Raw genomic sequence first — 19,883 nt, forward strand, 5'->3', positions numbered from 1 at the left:
GGTGCTTTTTTTATATTTATAGATATATTTTAAAAATAATCTGTTTTAATTGTACACTATTATGGTATAATTCTTAATAAAGAGGTGATAATATGGTAGTTTATAAACCTTTAAAAGGAATAGGAGTATATTATTTATTAGCTATGTTAATATTTTATGATATTTTAATAATCCTGGGAGTTTTTTTTGTTAATTCCTATGTGATTTCAAGTTTGCTTAAGCTTCTTTTTGTTATTTTTACTGTTTATCAATTATATTATATACTTTTTTATTCTTCTATAAAGTATATCTTAGATGATGAAAACGTATATATTTCTAGTTTTCTAAGGAAAATTAAAATCTCATTAAAACAAATTGAGTGTTATAAAATCAACAGTGGAAATATAAATGGGGTAAAACTATCTGGAATTATAACTAATAGTTTTGCAATTGGAAAATCTTTTATAAAAAAAATCGGAACAACTAATATTTATGTAACTTCAAGTAAAAAAATATTGTATCTTAAGTCAGGTGATACAAATTATGCACTGTCACCTGAAGATTATTTTGCATTTGAGGAGTTTTTAAATAATAAGGGTATTAGAAATTTGGATTGGGAATATAGAATGAAAGAAGAAGTACATTTATATAAAGATAAATATTTTATGATCCCTTTTATAATTGTTAGTCTTATTATTACTACATTAACACTTAATCCATTTGTTCTTTACCTGACTAGAAAGCTTCCAGATAAAATGCCGCTTAATTTTGATTCATCTTTTATTCCTGTAGATTATGGAAGTGGAAAGCAATTTGCTTTTAATCAGATGATTTATGGTGTATTAAATATGGCAATATTATTTTGTATGTATTATGCCTCACATTTTTATGCTAAATATGATATAAAATCTGCTAAAAAATTTATATATATTTCATTAGTAATAGCATTATCATTTTTGCTAATACAATTTAGGATACTTTATGCATTTAAATAATTTAAATTCAACATTTTACTTTTATCAGGAGGAATTATGGAGCTTAGTTTAAGACTTAAGAAGGTAGCTTCAATGGTAGAAAAATGTACAAGGATTGCTGATATTGGAACAGATCATGCATATATTCCAATTTATCTTATAAAAAATGAGATTTGTGAAAGCGCTATAGCTACAGACATAAATAAAGGGCCTGTGGAAAAGGCAAAAGTAAATATATATCTTGAGAATTTATCAGACAGAATTGAGTGCAGATTAGGGGGAGGATTTTCTACCATAAAACCTAGTGAAGTGCAGTGTGCCATAATTGCTGGAATGGGTGGCAACCTTATAAGAGATATCATTGAAGAAGGAATTGATGTGTTTAAGAGCATTGATTATTGTGTACTACAGCCAGTACAAAATCCTGAAGTTTTAAGAGAATACATATATAAGTGCGGGTATAAAATAATTGATGAGGAATTATGCGTAGAGGATAATAAATTTTATGAAATAATGAAGATAAAGTTTGATAGAAAACCTATAAATTTAAATCCTATATATTATGAAATAAGCAAAGTGCTTATAGATAAAAAACATCCGTTATTAAAGGAGTATATTAGCTATAAACTAGAAAAATACTATAAAATAAAAGAGTATATAACAGGGTACACTGAAAACTCTGAAAGAAAAAGAGCTGAAACTATTGAAAAAATTAAAAGTCTAGAGGGGTTGCTTAAACGATGAAGTTAAAAGTAAGTCATATTAAAGAATTAATGGAAAACTTTGCTCCTGTAGAGCTAAAGGAAAGTTATGATAATGTTGGACTAATGGTTGGGGATTTAGAAAGTAGTGTTACTTCTGTGTTGGTAGCTTTAGACTGTACTTTGGAAATAATAGATGAAGCTATAGAAAAAGGGTGTAATACAATAGTTACTCATCATCCGCTTCTTTTTTTAAAGCCGCAATCTATAACAACAGATACAATACAGGGAAGAAAAATTATAAAACTTATTAAGAACGATATAAATCTTTACTCTTGTCACACTAATTTAGACATAACAAGAGGTGGCTTAAATGATATTATTACAAAGCTTTTAGGATATAAACAATGGGATATAATTGAACATATTAATCCATGTAATAATATTGATAATCAGGGCATAGGAAGAATAGTAACCCTTAATAAACCAGTTAGTTTGCTGGAACTATGCAGTGCTGTAAAGAAGGCTTTACAAATTGAATATTTAAGATATGCAGGAGATGAATCAATGCTTATTAGTAAATTAGCTATAATTAACGGTAGCGGAGAAGATTATTTTAAAGCTTCTAAAAAACAAGGTGCAGATTGTATAATAACCGGAGATACTACTTACCATTATATTAGCGAGTATTCAGAAGAAGGTATAGGGATTATTGATGCAGGACATTTTGAAACTGAATGGCCTGCTATGAAGATAGTGGCTGAAATTCTGCAGGAAAAAATAATAAAATTAGGTTATAATAATTCTGTATTTATAGCTGAAAATAGTAAACCTGCATATAAATTTATTTAATTATTAAAAAGTACTATTTTATTATTATTATTCTAAAATTGGTATAAAGATTTATTTGATTTAAATTTTAAACTATGATATTATTGTATTCGTTGAGTAAGCCAGACAGTCGCTGCTTGAAGCTAATAATTTAGCGTTCAAGGAGAGGAAAGTCCGAGCTCCATAGGGCAGGGTGCTGGGTAACCCCCAGTGGAGGCGACTCTAAGGAAAGTGCAACAGAGATATACCGCCTGAGCAGATGTTAGAGTTTAGAAATCAGAAGTTAGATTATAAAGCTGATTACTTCTGCTCAGGTAAGGGTGGAAAGGCGAGGTAAGAGCTCACCAGCGCAATGGCGACTTTGCGGCTATGTAAACCCCACCTGGAGCAAGACCGAATAGGAAGGCATCATCGTTAAGATGAAGGAGTTGCCCGCTCCGCCTTCGGGTGTGTCGCTTGAGCCTATTGGTAACAATAGGCCTAGATAGATGACTGTTTAATACAGAACTCGGCTTATAGGCTTACTCATTAATAACATGAAGCAAAACCAGGTTTTAGCCTGGTGTTTTTATTTTATTGAAAATAATAAAAATTTATAATGCTACATTTGAATATTTTTTATTCTTTTGGATATAATATCAGTCAAGGAGGGATATCATGTCTAAAAGAAAATATATTATAATTACAATTGGAATTATAGCTTTTTTGTTTGTTTCTTTCATATATAGCTACAAGTGGGCCATTAATAAATTTAATGATAATAAGAAAGCTAAGGTGAGCGAAGTTAATAATGTAGATAAGCCTACATCAAATTTAACTTTAGGAGATAAAATTTCATCTAATACAAAAATTATATTGAAAACCGAATATAAAAAAAGCGGAGATATAAATATTAAAGAAGTTAAAGTTTCAGAGTTTTTAGGAAAAAGTAAAGAGAATCTTGAAGAACAAGGATACATAGTAGAAAGTATGTCTGCAAAAGAGGTAATTTTAATTAAAAGGATTGACAGCTATGCTCCAAATAAATATGTATTGGGTGTAAAAGGACGGTGCTTTGCTATTTATAAAACAGATGAAAATGGCAACATGTATATAGAAGATGAAAGTAACGATGTAACAGATATACAAGTTCCTACAGAAGGTGATTATAACCTTTTAATTAATGGTTCTAAAGATTTTCAATTTAATAGCAGAGAAGAAGTAGAAGAAAAACTTGGGGAATATAGTTCATAGCCCTGAGTTTTTTTATTGTATTGATTTTTTAAAAATGATAAAGTAATATATGAATTGACAAATTAAAGTAAGATATGCAAAATATATAGACATACTATGAAAAGCAGTTAGTTGAAGGGTGTGAATTTAGTGTACGAATATATAAAAGGTATATTCATAGGAGTTAATAAAGATTATATTATTATAGATAATAATGGAATTGGGTATAAAATATATACATCAGGCACTACTCTTGCTAGTATGCCAAAGACTAATGAAAAAGTTACTCTTTTTCTTCAGCAAATAATTAGAGAGGATTTTATTGGACTTTATGGTTTTCTAACAAGGGATGAATTAAATATGTTTAATTTATTGCTCAGTATTACTGGTGTAGGAGCTAAAGCTTCATTATCCTTACTTTCAATTAGTAGCGTAACTAATTTAAAATATGCTATTTTAACAGGAGATGAAAAAACTCTTACTAGGGCACCAGGAATAGGTAAAAAAACTGCACAAAGAATTATATTAGAACTTAGAGATAAATTAAAAAATGATGATTTTATAACTGAAAATAAAGATATTATAGAACATAAAGAAATAAGCAAAAATTTATCAGAAGCTTTAGAAGCTCTACTTGCTCTTGGTTATTCCGAAAAAGAAGCAGAGAGTGCATTGAAAAAAGTTTCAAAAGATGATACAGTGGAGAGCATTATTAAAAATAGCTTAAAGCATCTTATGAGCTAAGGAGAATAATTTATGGAAAATAGAATTGTTACAGCTTTAAATACTGAAGAAGACAATGATATAGAGTATAGTCTAAGACCTCAAAATCTTAGAGAATATATTGGCCAAAATAAAGTAAAAGAGAAGCTGCATATATTTATTGAGGCAGCAAAAAAAAGAAAGGAAGCTTTGGATCATGTACTTTTATATGGTCCACCAGGACTTGGAAAAACTACTCTTGCAAATATTATTGCAAAAGAAATGAATGGAAGCTTAAAGATAACATCAGGACCTGCTATAGAGAGGGCAGGAGACTTGGCTGCTATACTAACTGGGTTAAGCGATTTTGATGTTTTGTTTATAGATGAAATACATAGGTTAAATAGAACAGTAGAAGAAATATTGTATCCTGCTATGGAGGATTATGCTCTAGATATAGTTATAGGAAAAGGAGCATCGGCTAAGTCTATAAGAATTGATTTGCCTAGATTTACTTTGCTTGGAGCCACAACTAGAGTAGGGCTCTTAACTGCACCTCTTAGAGACAGGTTTGGAGTGCTTTGCCCTATGGAATTTTATGAGGATAATGAATTAAAGACTATAATAATACGTTCAGCACAAATATTAGGTGTTTCTATAGAGGAAGATGCAGCTTTTGAAATAGCTAGACGTTCAAGAGGTACTCCTAGAATAGCTAACAGGCTTTTAAAAAGAGTAAGAGATTATAGTGAAGTTAGGGGAAATGGAATTGTTAATTTAGATGTAGCAAGAGCTGCTTTAAAGCTTTTAGATGTAGACAGTGAAGGGTTCGATAGAATTGATAATAAGATATTGGAAGCTATAGTAGATAATTTTAATGGAGGACCTGTAGGGCTCGAGACATTAGCTTATTTTATTGGAGAAGAACTTGATACTATTGAGGATGTATATGAACCGTATCTTCTTCAAAAGGGATTTATTATAAGAACACCTAGAGGAAGGATGGCAACAGATAAAACCTATAACCATCTAAAAAGAAACAGAACACAAAATAATATTGGCCAATTAACTATATTCGATGGCAAGTAAGTTATCAATAATAACAAAAGAAGGTGAGATATTTGGATGTTAAAGATTTTTATTTTCATCTACCTGAAGAGCTTATAGCTCAGCATCCCTTGGAAAGAAGAGATGAGTCAAGGCTTATGGTGGTAGATAAGAACACTGGAGTAATAGAACATAAAATATTTAAGGATATAATAAATTATTTAGATGCTGGGGACTGCTTGGTTTTAAATAATACTAGAGTTATGCCAGCTAGACTTATTGGTGAAAAAGAAGGTTCTGGAGGCAAGATAGAGTTTTTACTTTTAAAAAGAATTGATAAAAATAGCTGGGAAACACTTGTTAAACCGGGTAAAAGAGCAAAGATAGGGTCAAAATTCGTTTTTGGAAATGGGGAATTAAAAGCCGAAGTTACAGAAATGGGTGAGGAAGGCAATAGAATCGTACGATTTGATTATGAAGGAATTTTTGAAGAAGTTCTGGATAGACTAGGGCAGATGCCTCTTCCTCCATATATAAAAGAAAGACTTGAAGATAGGGAAAGATATCAAACAGTTTATTCTAAAGAGATTGGTTCTGCTGCCGCTCCAACTGCTGGGCTGCATTTTACAGATGAACTTTTAGAAAGAATAAAGAAAAAAGGAATAAATATAGTATTTGTAACTCTTCATGTTGGGCTTGGAACTTTCAGGCCTGTTAAAACAGAAAAGGTAGAAGAGCATTTAATGCATTCAGAGTATTACGTTATGACTAAAGAAACTGCAGAAATCATAAATAAAACGAAAGAAAGTGGAAAAAGAGTCATTGCAGTAGGAACTACATCAAATAGAACCTTGGAAACTATAGCTGATGAACAAGGAAGAGTTAGAGAACAAACAGGATGGACAGATATATTTATATATCCAGGGTATAAATTTAAAATAGTAGATGCTCTAATAACAAATTTTCATCTTCCAGAATCTACACTTATTATGTTAGTAAGTGCATTTTCAAGCAAAGAGATTATTATGAATGCATATAATGAAGCTGTAAATAATAAATATAGATTTTTTAGTTTTGGTGATGCTATGTTTTTGAAATAACAGAAGATAAAAAGGATGTGAAAAGCTTGTACAAATTACTCAAAAAGACTGGAAAGATAAGAAGAGGACAGTTTGATACCCCACATGGAGTAATTCAAACTCCTGTGTTTATGAATGTTGGAACTTTAGCTGCAATAAAAGGTGCGGTGTCTTCAATGGATCTTAAAGAAATCGGATGTCAGGTTGAGCTGTCCAATACATATCATTTACATCTGCGTCCAGGAGATAAAGTTGTAAAGAATTTAGGCGGATTGCATAAATTTATGAATTGGGATAGACCAATACTTACTGATTCAGGAGGATTTCAAGTATTTTCCTTATCAAGTATAAGAAAAATCAAAGAAGAAGGAGTTTACTTTAGTTCTCATATAGATGGCAGAAAAATATTTATGGGACCTGAGGAAAGCATGCAGATTCAAAGCAATTTAGCATCAACTATTGCAATGGCATTCGATGAGTGCATACCTAATCCCTCTACTCGTGAATATGTTATTCAATCAGTAGAAAGAACTACCAGATGGCTTGTTAGATGCAAGGAGGAAATAGATAGACTGAATTCGCTTCCAGATACAATAAATAAGAAGCAAATGCTTTTTGGAATAAATCAGGGTGGAATTTATGAGGATATAAGAATAGAACATGCTAAGACTATAACAAAAATGAATTTAGATGGGTATGCAATAGGGGGATTAGCGGTAGGAGAAACTCATGAGGAAATGTATAAAATAATAGATGCAGTTGTACCGCATCTGCCTCAAGATAAGCCAATATATTTAATGGGGGTTGGTACTCCTGAAAATATATTAGAAGCAGTATCTAGAGGAGTTGACTTTTTCGATTGCGTTTTGCCTGCACGAAATGGAAGACATGGACATGTATTTACTAAATATGGTAAAATAAACATAATGAATGTAAAGTATGAGATGGATTCTAATCCTATAGATGAACATTGTCAGTGTCCTACCTGCAGGTCTTATTCAAGGGCCTATATTAGACATCTTTTTAAGGCTAAGGAAATGCTTGCAATGAGGCTTTGTGTTTTGCATAATTTGTATTTTTATAACAACCTTATGGAGGAAATAAGAGCAGCTATAGATGGGGATTATTTTGAAGAATTCAAAAATAAAAAATTATCAGATTGGAATGAAAAAGCTTAAATTTATATTTAATAAATATAGGCCAGATTAGAAAGGGGGGATATAATGCAAAATATATTAGCTTATACGCCATTTATATTGATGATAGCACTTTTTTATCTGTTCATTTTTGTTCCTGAAAGCAGAAGAAAAAAAAGATATAATGCTATGATTAATGGTCTAAAAGTAAATGATGAGGTTATGACTAGAGGAGGTATAATAGGTAAACTTGTTAATATACAAGATAAATTCGTTATACTTGAAACCGGACCAGATAGAATGAGAATAAAACTAGATAAAAACGGTATTTCTCATGTTCTAAATGCTGATAGCGAAGAAAAAAATAGTAAAGAAAAATAATCATAAAACATCCTTTTTCTACATACATAATATTAGAAAAGGGATGTTTTTTATTCTAAATAATTTTATGGAGGTGCCATATTTGGAGGAACTTAAAAAGAACTACATTTACATAGGAAAAGGTGTTCTAAGAGGGTGTATAATCACATTGATTTTTGCATTCATCCTAGCACTTGTACAAACCTACGGCAGCATTGGGGACAATATATTATCTCTATGTATTTTAATAACAACCATGGTTAGTGTGATTTATGGCTGCATTTATGCAACTAGAAAAATAAACAATAAAGGATGGTTGGTTGGCATTTTAGTATCTCTAGTATACATATTAATTCTATATGTTACAGCCATTATTTTAGGAAAGGATGGATTTGCTGTAAAAGATATTTGGAGAATACTTTTAGCATTAGTTACAGGTACACTATCTGGAATGCTGGGAATAAATCTATAAAATACTTTATTTTATTGGTGATTTATGCTATAATTTTGTGGAAAGCTTTAGAAATGGAGGAATTAGGATGAAACATATCACAACAGTTAACAAATCTAATATTAAAGATAGCTTAAAGAAACCAGGATGCAAAGAATGTGCTAATTCTTGTCAGTCAGCATGCAAAACTTCCTGCACAGTTGCTAATTTAGCTTGTGAAAATTAATATATTCTTAAGCAGTAACTCAAGGTTACTGCTTTAAATTTATAAGAACATAGTTACATATATTTGGCATTGATTGATGGGAGGAGAAATAAATTGTCACTAATTCATAAATTTATTCAAGGTAATGAACGTTATGTAGTTGATGTAAATTCAGGAGTTGTACATTTAATTGATGAGTTAGTTTTTGATCTTTTAGATGACAATGAATTAAAGAGTTTGGAAGAACTTAAAGAAAAATATAGAGATAAGTATGAGGCTACCGAAATAGAAGAAGCGTATGAAGAATTGGTGCAGCTTGTTAAGGAAGGGATGTTATATACAGAAGATTTATATGAAGATATAGCTTTGAATGATAAATCAAAATCTTTTATTAAAGCTCTTTGCCTAAATGTAGCTCATGACTGCAATTTAAAATGCAAGTATTGTTTTGCCGATGAAGGCGAATATAAAGGGTGCAGAAAGCTTATGAGTATTGAGGTAGGGAAAAAAGCTATAGATTTTGTTATCAATAATTCAGGTCCTAGAAAGAATATTGAGATTGATCTTTTTGGTGGAGAACCACTATTAGCATTTGAAACGATTAAAGAAATAATAGATTATGCAAGAGAACAAGAAAAAATACATAATAAAACAATCAGATTTACTATGACTACAAATGCTACTTTACTTAATGATGAAATAATAGAATATATAGATAAGCAGATGGGAAACATAGTATTAAGCATAGATGGAAGAAAAGCTGTAAATGATAATGTGAGGGTAAGAGTCGATGGAAGTGGCAGCTATGAAAGGATACTGCCTAAAATCAAAGCGATGGTTGAAAAAAGAGATAAGTCAAAACAGTATTATGTAAGAGGTACTTTTACAAGAGATAATACTGATTTTTATGAAGATGTGAAGCACTTGGCAGATTTAGGTTTTAATGAAGTGTCTGTAGAGCCAGTCGTTCTTCCAGATGAGCATGAGCTTTCTTTAAGAAAGGAAGATTTACCTGTAATATTTGAACAATACGATAAGATTTATTATGAACTATTGAAAATGAATGAAGAAGGCAGACCTTTTAAATTTTACCACTTTAATATAGATTTACAGGGCGGACCTTGCGTTTATAAAAGAATATCGGGCTGTGGTGCTGGACATGAATATGTTGCGGTTACTCCAGATGGAGACATTTATCCATGTCATCAGTTTGTAGGAAATGAAGCCTATAAAATGGGTACTGTTTTTGATGGAAATATAGATATGGAAATATCAGAAACATTTAAAAAAGCTCATATATATAACAAGCCAATTTGCAGAGAATGCTGGGCAAGATTCTACTGCAGCGGAGGTTGTCAGGCAAATAATTTTAATTTTAATGGAGATATTCATATTCCTTATGAGTTAGGCTGTGAAATGCAGAAAAAACGAATTGAGTGTGCAATTGCATTAAAATCTAAAATTATGGAAAAATAATAACATAAATGCCTAAAGTTGACACAGTTTTTTAAAAGTAATATAATTAACTCTATGAAATATGCAGAGGGGGATAAAAATGAAAACTAAAGTAAAAAGTACGGCATTATTTTTAGTTATTATACTAGTAATAGCTTTTTTAGCCTATAGTGGAGCTTATGGTTTAACGATTGGAGATTATAGAATCAGACCATTTTCTGAAACTGTTAAAAGAGGACTAGACTTAAAAGGTGGTATTTCTTTAGTAATGGAAATACAAGAAAGCAACATTAAAAGAGAAGATATAGACAGAACCCTAGAGCTTTTATCTATGAGAGTTAATAAGATGGGGGTAAGCGAAACTACTATTCAACAGGAGGGATCTAAGAGAATAAGAATAGATATTCCTGATAGATTCGACACTAAAGAGGTTATTGATACTGTAGGTAAAACTGGTAAGTTAAAATTTGTTGGTCCTGATAATAGCGAAATATTAACTGGAAGTGATGTTAAAGATGCTACTACACAGGTTGATCAGCAAACAGGCGCACCAATTGTAGGATTAGAATTAAATGATGCAGGAGCTAAAAAATTTGCAGATGCAACTCAAAAGTTTTTAAATCAGCAAATAGCTATATATATGGATGAAGACATGATTAGTAACCCAACAGTTCAAGCGGTTATTAATGATGGAAAAGCTGTAATAACTGGAAGCAAGGATTTGGCTGAAGCGAAAAGATTAGCAAGCATAATAAAGTCAGGTGCACTTCCACTTACTGTGAAAACAGCTTCTGTTAAGGTTGTAGGACCAACTTTGGGAGCAAACGCTATGGCACAGAGTATAAAGGCCGGAGTAATAGCTTTAATATTTATTTTCTTATTTATGGTGCTTTATTATAGAGTACCTGGTCTAATAGCTTGTTTAGCTTTAGTTTTATATATGGTTCTTCTTCTTATAGTTTATTCTTCAATTGGTGCTACACTTACATTATCAGGTATAGCAGCATTCTTGATATCTGCTGGTATGGCACTAGATGCTAATGTACTAATATTTGAAAGGATGAAAGAAGAGTTAATAACTGGTAAAAGTATAAAATCAGTAATTGATGCAGGATTTCATCGTGCTATGACTTCTGTATTAGACTCAAATATAACAACAGTAATATCAGGTATAATACTTTACTACCTTGGATCAGGTGCTGTAAAAGGTTTTGCTCTAACGCTTATTATAGGTGTTTTATTAAGTATGTTTACAGCAATTACTGTATCAAGATTTTTAATTAAATTAGCTGCTAAAATGGGAATATTAAATAAAATCACCATAGGAACCTTCGGTGTAAGAAATGTAGTTAGGAGGTAAGGTATTATGCTAAAGATAATAGAGAAAACTAAGCTGTGGTTTTTAATTTCAGCAGTTGTAATAATTATAGGAATGGTTTCTTTGGTTAAAAATGGATTGCAGTTTGGATTGGATTTTGCAGGTGGAACGATTATAAAAATTGATTTAGGCAAAGAAGTTGACAAAAAAGAGTTAGATACTATTATCCTTAAATATGCACCAGATGCACAAACAAATTTTGCTACAGTTGAAGGTAAAAGCTTACCAGAGCTTGAGATTAGGAGCAAGGATATAACGGGAGAGAATGTAGCATCTATGTTTGCAGAGCTTAAGCAGAAGTATAATTTGCAGGACTCAGCTTTATTTTCACAGGAAACTATAGGTGCCTCCATAGGTTCAGAGTTAAAGCAAAAAGCATTAATTGCATTAACTATTGCGATTGTAGGTATGCTCATATATATTGGAGTAAGATTTGAATTTAAGTTCGGTGCTGCAGCACTTTTATCTTTAGTGCATGATGTACTTGTAGTTTTAGGTTTCTATGCAATACTAAAGCTTCCTGTAAATTCAGCATTTGTTGCAGCAATGCTTACTATTATAGGATATTCAATAAATGATACAATAGTGGTTTTTGATAGAATAAGAGAAAATCAAAAATATATGAAAAGATCAGATTATACTGCACTTGCTAATGCAAGTATGACTCAGACTATGGCAAGATCTATTAATACAGGTATGGCTGTAATAATTACATTAGTATCAGTATATTATTTTGTACCAACTGTAAGGGAATTTACTATTCCGTTATTAGTTGGGGTAATTTCTGGTACTTACTCTTCTGTTTTTATAGCTACACCTTTCTGGGTTATATTTAAAAATAGAGCAAAGAAGCTTAAGGCAGTTAGTCATGCATAATAAAAAACCTCGGAATATTTCAAACCTTGGAATGTTTCCGAGGTTTTTTATTAAAAGTTGTTATAAAAACTTGAACATATGCGAATAATTAATATATAATATAATAGTGTTTCTAAAAATAACGGATATAAATATTACTAAAGTGCATATTGTTCGTTTAACACAATTATAACTACCTATGTATTTTGAATATACTAATAATACAAAATTAAGGGGGAAACAGAATTGAACTTAAAAGAAAAAATAAGAATTATTGAAGATTTTCCAAAGCAAGGAATAAGTTTTAAAGATGTAACTACACTGCTTCAAGATAAAGACGTGCTTAAATATACAGTAGATGCAATAGCTGAAGATTTAAAAAATAAAAAAATTGATTTGATAGTAGGGCCCGAGGCGAGAGGTTTTTTATTTGGTGCTCCGGTAGCTTATGCATTAGGAGCAGGTTTTGTACCAGTTAGAAAAAAAGGGAAATTACCTTTTCACACTATAGGGGTTAGTTACGATCTTGAGTATGGTAGTGATGAATTAGAAATTCACAAGGATGCTATTTTGCCTGGCCAGAGAATTGCAATTGTTGATGATTTATTGGCAACAGGAGGAACTATAGCTTCAGTTGCAAAATTAGTTGAGAAGATAGGCGGAGAAGTTGTATCAATGAATTTTGTCATTGAACTAACAGAATTGAAAGGAAGAGAAAAATTACAAGGTTATGATATAATGTCACTTGTACAATACGATATTTAGTTTTATAATACGTCTAAATTTTAAATTGCAAAATTCTACATGATATTATATAATATTTATAAAAAATAACGGCTGGTTTAATCAACCAGCCTTTGATTTTAGGAGAGTAGCCCAAATGCTTACCAAGTTAATGGATAAAATTGATAAAAATTGTAATAATGTTAATAAAGAATTTATAACAAAGGCCTATAATTTAGCATTTGATGCACATAAGGATCAAAAAAGAGAATCAGGAGAACCTTACATAATTCATCCTGTAGAGGTTTCCTGTATTATAGCAGATATGGGTTTAGACACAAATACAATAGCAGCGGGATTACTCCATGATGTAATAGAAGATACTCCTTATACTTATGAAGATATAGTTAGAGAATTTAATGCGGAAGTTGCGGATTTAGTTCAGGGAGTAACGAAATTAGACAAAATTCAGTTTAAAACTAAGGAAGAACAGCAGGCTGAAAATGTAAGAAAAATGCTGCTTGCTATGGCGAAAGACGTAAGAGTAATTCTTATAAAGCTTGCTGACAGGCTTCATAATATGAGGACTCTTAAATACAGACCTGTTGAAAAGCAAAAACAAACCGCAAAGGAGACCTTTGATATTTATGCACCTTTGGCTCATAGATTAGGTATCTCAAAGATAAAATGGGAGCTAGAAGATTTAGCTTTTAGATATACTAAACCAAATGAATATTATGATTTAGTTCAAAAAATTGCTGAAAAGAGAGTAGAACGAGAAGCAAATATTGCAGAAATAACAAAAGAATTAAGTGAAAACTTGTTAAAGGCTGGTATAACTTCAGATATTGAAGGCAGACCTAAACACTTTTATAGTATATATAGAAAAATGGTTAACAAGAATAAATCTATTGATCAAATCTTTGATTTAACAGCAATAAGAATACTAGTAAATAGTGTTAGAGACTGCTATGCAGCATTAGGTATAGTTCATACTATGTATAAACCTATACCTGGCAGATTTAAAGATTATATAGCTATGCCAAAGCCAAATATGTATCAATCTCTTCACTCTACAGTAATAGGGCTGCAAGGAAAACCTTTCGAAATACAGATTAGAACTTTTGAAATGCATAAAACTGCTGAATATGGTATAGCGGCTCATTGGAAATATAAAGAAGGAGCTTCTGGAGCAGACGGAACACTTGATTCTAAGTTATCATGGCTTAGAGAAATACTAGAATGGCAAAGAGATACTTCTGATGCGGAAGAATTTATGGAAGGATTTAAGATTGATCTTTTTTCAGATGAGGTTTATGTTTTTACACCTAAAGGTTCGGTTATAAATCTTCCAAGTGAAGCAACTCCTATTGATTTTGCTTATCGTATCCATACGGATATAGGAAACAGATGTATTGGAGCTAAGGTTAACGGGCGAATGGTTCCACTTGATTATAATTTAAAAACAGGTGAAATTGTAGAAATTGTTACTTCTTCTGTTGCTAAAGGTCCTAGCATTGATTGGTTGAATATAGCTAAAAGTAATCAAGCAAAAAGTAAAATAAGAGCTTGGTTTAAGAGGGCTAAAAAAGAAGAAAACATAATAAAAGGCAGAGACTTATTAGAAAAAGAAACTAAGAAGCAAGGATATAACTTTGGGGAAATAGCAAAGGGAGAAGCTGTTGAACAGCTTTTAAAGCGTTACAATATGAATAGTTTGGAGGATATATTTGCTTCAGTTGCTGTTGGAGATATAATGGCTTCAACGGTTGTATCTAAACTCAAAGACGGTTATTTAAAGGGGAACAAGATAGAACCTCAAAACAATAAAGTTTTGGAAGAGCAGATAAATAAGACAATAGCTAAAAACTCTGATAACGTCAGGGGAAGCAAAAATAATAATCCAGGTGTGATAGTAAAAGGTATAAGCAATATTTTAGTGAGATTTGCAAAATGCTGTAATCCAGTGCCAGGTGATGAGATTATTGGTTATATAACTAAAGGAAGAGGAGTATCTATACACAGGCAGGATTGTAAAAATGTTGCTGTTTTGCTTCAAGATACTGAAAATAAAATTGTAGATGTAAGTTGGGGAACAGCTAAAGGAACAGATTATATTACTGAAATACAAGTAAGAGCTGAAGATAGAGAAGGTCTTTTAGCGGAAATTATGGAACTTATTATTGAGGCAAAAACTCATTTATGTGCTGTAAATGCTAAGACAATTAAGAATAATATAGCTGTAATTAATATTAAGTTAAAAATTTCTGATATAGAACATTTAAAGGACTTAATGAAAAAAGTAAAGAAGCTTCAAGGTGTGATGGAGATATACAGGACAAAGTCTTAACAGGAGTGATTAAATTGAGGGCTGTAGTTCAAAGAGTAAAATCCTCAAAGGTAGTTGTTGATGGAAATGTAACAGGAAGTATCGGTAAAGGTATAAATGTGCTTCTTGGTATATCAAAAAGCGATACTTTACAAGATATACAATACTTAAAAGATAAAATATTAAATTTAAGAATATTTGAAGATGAAGCTGGAAAACTTAATAAGTCTCTTTTAGAAGTAGGTGGGGAACTGCTTGTGGTTTCCCAATTTACTTTGTATGGAGATTGTAGAAAAGGTAGAAGACCAAATTTTATGGAAGCACTTTCTGGAATACAGGCAGAACAACTTTATAGTGAATTTGTTAATGAGTGCAAAAAAATATTAAGTAAGGTTGAAACTGGTATCTTTGGAGCCAATATGAATGTTTTTATAGAAAATGATGGTCCAGTAACCATTATTCTAGATAGTAAGAGAATATTTTAATTTGAGGTGTGATTATGCAAGTTAAAAGAATACCTGTTGGGAGTTATGCAGCTAACTGTTATATTTTAATTGATGAGTCTACAAAGGAATGTGCAGTAATAGATCCGGGTGGAGATGGAGAAGAATTAATAAAATATATTGATGAATTGCAAGTAAATGTAAAATTAATACTGTTAACCCACGGACACGCAGATCATACTGGTGCTGTCGGTCAACTTAAAGAGAGATTTAAAGTTTCTGCACATATACATAAAAATGATGGTGATTTTATAAATAGTGGGGAATTTATGTTTGGTCCTTTGAAATATAAAGGAGAGACTGTAATATTAAATACTGATGTAACAGAAGAAAGCATATTTAAAGTAGGAAACCTGGTAATAAAAGCAATAGAGACTCCTGGCCATACTCTTGGAGGGGTTTGTTATCTTGTTGAAGATAAGATATTTACAGGTGATACTTTGTTTTTACGATCTATTGGAAGAACTGATTTAATTGGTGGAGATTTTTTTACATTAATAAATAGTATAAAAAACAAGTTGTTAGTCTTAGATGAGGATATAAATGTTTTTCCAGGCCATGGACCACAAACTACTATCAAATATGAAAGAGAAAATAACCCATTTATTTAAAATTAAAGTATATTTTAATTTTTTCACTTATTACTAAGGAGAAAATATGATAAAAATACATTTAGATAATCTTAAATTTAGATATGATGTTTATCAAATTTTTAATCTTTTTTATAATTTAGAAAATATTGGTTTTGTTGAAGAAGACGCAGATTTTAGTATTTCAGATAAAGGAAATATTATTGAGGTTTCAGATGACAATTTTAGATTGGAGTTTATAAAGAGGGCTGAAATTAAAACTAAAGAAAATATCAAGCTTGCAGTTTTTAAATTTTTGAAATCCAAAACAGGGAAAGATTTGCCTTGGGGAACATTAATTGGTATAAGACCAAGTAAAATTGCTTTGGGATTATTAGAAAAAGGTAAGACTGAAGAAGAAATTATACAATATTATAATAATTGTTTTAATACGAGAAGAGATAAGGCTAAATTATGTTATGATGTAGCTCTTCTTGAAAAAAAATTTATAAATAAGGATTCACATGTTATAAGTATATATATAGGAATGCCTTTTTGTCCAACAAGATGTCTTTATTGTTCTTTTGCCTCAAATCCTATAGCAAGCTGCATAAATTTAGTTAATCCATACTTACAAGCACTTGAGAAAGAAATAAGGAGTATAAGCAGATTTATTAAAGAAAAAAAACTAAAAGTTCAGTGCGTTTATTTTGGAGGAGGTACTCCTACTTCTGTAGATGATAAATGTTTTGATTATATTATGAAGTGCATTTTTGATAATCTTGTGTTAGAAATGGGAGTGGAGGAGTTTACGGTAGAATGTGGAAGACCGGATAGTTTATCTGAAAATAAGTTTCTTACTATGAGAAATTATAATGTAAATAGAATTAGTATAAATCCTCAAACCATGAATGATGAAACCTTAAAAAGAATTGGAAGAAATCACTGTTCTAAGGAAGTTATTGAAAAGTTTAATCAAGCAAGAAGCCTTGGCTTTAATAATATAAATATGGATATAATAGTTGGACTATTGGGAGAAGGGATTAAGGATATAGAAAATACTTGTGAAAGTATTTTTAAACTTAATCCAGATAGTGTTACAGTACATGGACTGTCAATTAAGAGAGCTTCAAAACTGCATGAAAATATCGTAAATAACAGAAATTTGGGAAATCTTTTGCAAGAGGAAATGAATTCAATGTATGAAAGAACCTTCCAATTAGCAAAAGATTTGGATATGAAACCTTATTATATGTACAGGCAAAAAAATATGTTTGGTAACATGGAAAATGTAGGATACGCAAAACCTTTTAAAGAGGGGATTTATAATATACAGATGATTGAAGAAAAACAGACAATAATAGCTGTAGGTGCAGATGCAGTATCTAAAGTAGTTTTTTTAGAGGAAAATAGAATAGAAAGATTTGGAAATGTTAAAGATGTAAGAGAATATATTAATAGAATTGACGAAATGATAGAAAAAAAATTACAGCTTCTAAACATTTTGTATTAATACAACATAGAAGATAATTTTAGAGTAAAGTGTAGAGGGAGGAATTAAAATGGGAGAAGCATTATCAGGGCTTAAGAGAACTATTATGTGTGGTGAATTGAGAAAATCTCATATAGGAAATACAGTTACTGTTATGGGATGGGTTCAAAGAAAAAGAAATCTTGGAGGTTTAATATTTGTTGATTTAAGAGATAGAACAGGAATTTTACAGGTTGTATTTGGAGAAGAAATAAACAAAGAAGCTTTTAAGAAAGCAGATACACTAAAGTCGGAATATTGTATTGCAGTAACAGGTGAAATAGTAGAAAGGGAATCTCCAAATGAGAATTTGCCTACTGGAATGGTTGAACTTAAAGGTAGCAACATAAAAATATTTTCTGAGTCTGAAACACCGCCTATTTATATAAAAGAAAACTTAGATGCATCTGAAAATATAAGAATGAAGTATAGATATTTAGATCTTAGAAGATCAGACATGCAAAAAATATTAATGATAAGACATAAAGCAGCAAAAGCTATTAGAGATTATTTTAATGATAATGGGTTTTTAGAAATTGAGACTCCTACGCTTACAAAAAGTACTCCAGAAGGAGCTAGAGACTATCTTGTACCTAGTAGAAATTATCCAGGAATGTTTTATGCACTTCCGCAATCTCCACAGTTATTTAAGCAATTATTAATGGTGTCAGGCTTTGACAGATACTTTCAGATAGTAAAATGCTTTAGAGATGAGGATTTAAGAGCCAATAGACAGCCTGAATTTACTCAAGTCGATATAGAAATGAGCTTTGTTGAACAAGATGATGTTATTGCTATGAATGAAGGACTTATAAAAAAAGTATTTAAAGAAGTATTAAACGTGGATGTTGAAACTCCAATTAAAAGAATGCCTTATAGAGAGGCTATGGAAAAATATGGTTCCGATAAGCCGGACCTTAGATTTGGAATGGAGATAGTAGATTTAAGTGAAATATTAAAAAACAGTGAATTTAAAGTGTTTAATGATGCTCTTTCAAATGGTGGAAGTGTTAGAGCAATTAAAGTAGATAACTGTGCTAATATGGGGAGAAAAGACTTAGATAGACTTACAGAATTTGTGAAAGGATATAAGGCCAAGGGACTTGCTTGGATAGCATGTAAAGAAGAGGGCATCAAATCTCCAATAACTAAGTTTTTGAAAGATGAGGAATTAAAAGAAATCTTGGAAAAAATGAAAGTAAAAGAAGGTGATTTAATTTTAATTCTTTCAGATACTAATAAAATTACACTTCAAGCATTAGGTGCATTAAGACTTGAACTTGCTAAGAAGCTAGAACTTGTAAAAGACAGCAATGAATTTAATTTTGTTTGGATTACTGAGTTTCCTTTAGTTTCTTATGACGAGGAAGAAAAGAGATATGTAGCAGAACATCATCCGTTCACTTCACCAATGGATGAAGATATACAATATCTTGATACTGATCCGTTAAAAGTAAGAGCTAAGGCCTATGATATAGTTCTTAATGGAGAAGAATTAGGCGGGGGAAGTATAAGAATACATGATTCTAAGCTTCAGGAAAAAATGTTTAAGGTACTTGGCTTTACAAAAGAGAAGGCTTGGGAAAGATTTGGGTTTTTACTTGAAGCATTTAAGTATGGGCCACCGCCACATGGAGGTTTAGCGTTTGGTTTTGACAGATTAGTTATGTTCTTAAGCGGTACCGATAATATTAAAGATGTTATAGCCTTTCCTAAAAATCAAAATGCTTTTGACCCAATGACTGAAGCACCAAATATAGTGGATAGTAACCAGTTAGGTGAATTAGGTATTTCAATAAAAACAGCCACAGAACAATAGCGGCTTTATATAGCTGTGCTCTTTATGAGCGCAGTTATATTTTA

20 protein-coding genes and 1 other RNA gene are annotated in these 19,883 nt (G+C 31.1%); all 21 read left to right on the forward strand.

The genetic code is table 11. From position 1 onward, the window contains the following. Positions 1-92 precede the first annotated feature (92 nt). The 21 genes from M2651_RS05245 to aspS all read left to right on the forward strand — a co-directional run bounded on the left by M2651_RS05245 (position 93) and on the right by aspS (position 19,839). Entirely contained in the window at positions 93-974 is an 882-nt protein-coding gene (locus tag M2651_RS05245; RefSeq protein WP_252131294.1) for a PH domain-containing protein, read from the forward strand. Between the two features lie 36 nt (positions 975-1,010). Continuing rightward, on the forward strand, positions 1,011-1,697 hold the full coding sequence (locus tag M2651_RS05250; protein ID WP_252131295.1) for a tRNA (adenine(22)-N(1))-methyltransferase: 687 nt from the start codon (positions 1,011-1,013) through the stop codon (positions 1,695-1,697). Then, the gene (locus M2651_RS05255; protein ID WP_252131296.1) at positions 1,694-2,506 is read left to right on the forward strand and encodes a Nif3-like dinuclear metal center hexameric protein; all 813 of its coding nucleotides are present in this window, start codon (positions 1,694-1,696) and stop codon (positions 2,504-2,506) included. The genes M2651_RS05250 and M2651_RS05255 overlap by 4 nt, the downstream gene beginning before the upstream one ends. Before the next feature lie 93 nt (positions 2,507-2,599). After that, positions 2,600-3,017: RNase P RNA component class A (rnpB, locus tag M2651_RS05260), an RNA gene on the forward strand. A 125-nt stretch (positions 3,018-3,142) separates the two neighbouring features. Continuing rightward, entirely contained in the window at positions 3,143-3,718 is a 576-nt protein-coding gene (locus M2651_RS05265; protein WP_252131297.1) for a hypothetical protein, read from the forward strand. A 129-nt stretch (positions 3,719-3,847) separates the two neighbouring features. Continuing rightward, positions 3,848-4,441: a Holliday junction branch migration protein RuvA gene (gene ruvA, locus M2651_RS05270; protein ID WP_252131298.1), complete on the forward strand. Its 594-nt coding sequence runs from the start codon at positions 3,848-3,850 to the stop codon at positions 4,439-4,441. A gap of 12 nt (positions 4,442-4,453) precedes the next feature. Further along, on the forward strand, positions 4,454-5,488 hold the full coding sequence (gene ruvB, locus M2651_RS05275) for a Holliday junction branch migration DNA helicase RuvB (protein ID WP_252131299.1): 1,035 nt from the start codon (positions 4,454-4,456) through the stop codon (positions 5,486-5,488). Between the two features lie 32 nt (positions 5,489-5,520). Further along, positions 5,521-6,546 (forward strand): tRNA preQ1(34) S-adenosylmethionine ribosyltransferase-isomerase QueA, encoded by a 1,026-nt coding sequence (gene queA / locus M2651_RS05280; RefSeq protein WP_252131300.1) that lies wholly within the window; start codon positions 5,521-5,523, stop codon positions 6,544-6,546. A 26-nt stretch (positions 6,547-6,572) separates the two neighbouring features. Beyond that, entirely contained in the window at positions 6,573-7,703 is a 1,131-nt protein-coding gene (gene tgt, locus M2651_RS05285; RefSeq protein ID WP_252131301.1) for a tRNA guanosine(34) transglycosylase Tgt, read from the forward strand. Between the two features lie 45 nt (positions 7,704-7,748). Further along, entirely contained in the window at positions 7,749-8,042 is a 294-nt protein-coding gene (gene yajC / locus M2651_RS05290) for a preprotein translocase subunit YajC (protein WP_252131302.1), read from the forward strand. An 82-nt stretch (positions 8,043-8,124) separates the two neighbouring features. Beyond that, the gene (locus M2651_RS05295) at positions 8,125-8,493 is read left to right on the forward strand and encodes a TIGR04086 family membrane protein (RefSeq protein ID WP_252131303.1); all 369 of its coding nucleotides are present in this window, start codon (positions 8,125-8,127) and stop codon (positions 8,491-8,493) included. 67 nt (positions 8,494-8,560) lie between these two features. Further along, positions 8,561-8,698, forward strand: a complete 138-nt coding sequence (gene scfA, locus M2651_RS05300) for a six-cysteine ranthipeptide SCIFF (protein ID WP_252131304.1) — start codon at positions 8,561-8,563, stop codon at positions 8,696-8,698. 93 nt (positions 8,699-8,791) lie between these two features. Continuing rightward, positions 8,792-10,153: a thioether cross-link-forming SCIFF peptide maturase gene (scfB, locus tag M2651_RS05305; protein ID WP_252131305.1), complete on the forward strand. Its 1,362-nt coding sequence runs from the start codon at positions 8,792-8,794 to the stop codon at positions 10,151-10,153. A gap of 79 nt (positions 10,154-10,232) precedes the next feature. After that, positions 10,233-11,492, forward strand: a complete 1,260-nt coding sequence (secD, locus tag M2651_RS05310) for a protein translocase subunit SecD (protein ID WP_252131306.1) — start codon at positions 10,233-10,235, stop codon at positions 11,490-11,492. Positions 11,493-11,498: 6 nt separating this feature from the next. After that, positions 11,499-12,386, forward strand: a complete 888-nt coding sequence (secF, locus tag M2651_RS05315; RefSeq protein ID WP_252131307.1) for a protein translocase subunit SecF — start codon at positions 11,499-11,501, stop codon at positions 12,384-12,386. A 225-nt stretch (positions 12,387-12,611) separates the two neighbouring features. Beyond that, positions 12,612-13,130 (forward strand): adenine phosphoribosyltransferase, encoded by a 519-nt coding sequence (locus tag M2651_RS05320; RefSeq protein ID WP_252131308.1) that lies wholly within the window; start codon positions 12,612-12,614, stop codon positions 13,128-13,130. A gap of 115 nt (positions 13,131-13,245) precedes the next feature. Continuing rightward, complete coding sequence (locus M2651_RS05325; protein WP_252131309.1) at positions 13,246-15,438, forward strand: RelA/SpoT family protein; 2,193 nt, start codon at positions 13,246-13,248, stop codon at positions 15,436-15,438. Between the two features lie 14 nt (positions 15,439-15,452). Further along, entirely contained in the window at positions 15,453-15,902 is a 450-nt protein-coding gene (gene dtd / locus M2651_RS05330; RefSeq protein ID WP_252131310.1) for a D-aminoacyl-tRNA deacylase, read from the forward strand. Between the two features lie 14 nt (positions 15,903-15,916). Beyond that, positions 15,917-16,531 (forward strand): MBL fold metallo-hydrolase, encoded by a 615-nt coding sequence (locus tag M2651_RS05335; RefSeq protein WP_252131311.1) that lies wholly within the window; start codon positions 15,917-15,919, stop codon positions 16,529-16,531. A gap of 46 nt (positions 16,532-16,577) precedes the next feature. Then, entirely contained in the window at positions 16,578-18,002 is a 1,425-nt protein-coding gene (locus M2651_RS05340; RefSeq protein WP_252131312.1) for a coproporphyrinogen III oxidase, read from the forward strand. A gap of 49 nt (positions 18,003-18,051) precedes the next feature. Next, positions 18,052-19,839: an aspartate--tRNA ligase gene (gene aspS / locus M2651_RS05345; RefSeq protein ID WP_252131313.1), complete on the forward strand. Its 1,788-nt coding sequence runs from the start codon at positions 18,052-18,054 to the stop codon at positions 19,837-19,839. Positions 19,840-19,883: the final 44 nt, after the last annotated feature.

Source organism: Clostridium caldaquaticum, from assembly GCF_023806125.1.
Taxonomy (GTDB): Bacteria; Bacillota; Clostridia; order Clostridiales; family Clostridiaceae; genus Clostridium_AT; species Clostridium_AT caldaquaticum.

Coding starts and splice junctions, on each gene's coding strand:
- M2651_RS05245 (WP_252131294.1), top strand. CDS start 93: ATGGTAGTTTATAAACCTTTAAAAGGAATAGGAGTATATTATTTATTA.
- M2651_RS05250 (WP_252131295.1), top strand. CDS start 1,011: ATGGAGCTTAGTTTAAGACTTAAGAAGGTAGCTTCAATGGTAGAAAAA.
- M2651_RS05255 (WP_252131296.1), top strand. CDS start 1,694: ATGAAGTTAAAAGTAAGTCATATTAAAGAATTAATGGAAAACTTTGCT.
- M2651_RS05265 (WP_252131297.1), top strand. CDS start 3,143: ATGTCTAAAAGAAAATATATTATAATTACAATTGGAATTATAGCTTTT.
- ruvB (WP_252131299.1), top strand. CDS start 4,454: ATGGAAAATAGAATTGTTACAGCTTTAAATACTGAAGAAGACAATGAT.
- yajC (WP_252131302.1), top strand. CDS start 7,749: ATGCAAAATATATTAGCTTATACGCCATTTATATTGATGATAGCACTT.
- scfA (WP_252131304.1), top strand. CDS start 8,561: ATGAAACATATCACAACAGTTAACAAATCTAATATTAAAGATAGCTTA.
- secD (WP_252131306.1), top strand. CDS start 10,233: ATGAAAACTAAAGTAAAAAGTACGGCATTATTTTTAGTTATTATACTA.
- secF (WP_252131307.1), top strand. CDS start 11,499: ATGCTAAAGATAATAGAGAAAACTAAGCTGTGGTTTTTAATTTCAGCA.
- M2651_RS05325 (WP_252131309.1), top strand. CDS start 13,246: ATGCTTACCAAGTTAATGGATAAAATTGATAAAAATTGTAATAATGTT.
- M2651_RS05335 (WP_252131311.1), top strand. CDS start 15,917: ATGCAAGTTAAAAGAATACCTGTTGGGAGTTATGCAGCTAACTGTTAT.
- M2651_RS05340 (WP_252131312.1), top strand. CDS start 16,578: ATGATAAAAATACATTTAGATAATCTTAAATTTAGATATGATGTTTAT.
- aspS (WP_252131313.1), top strand. CDS start 18,052: ATGGGAGAAGCATTATCAGGGCTTAAGAGAACTATTATGTGTGGTGAA.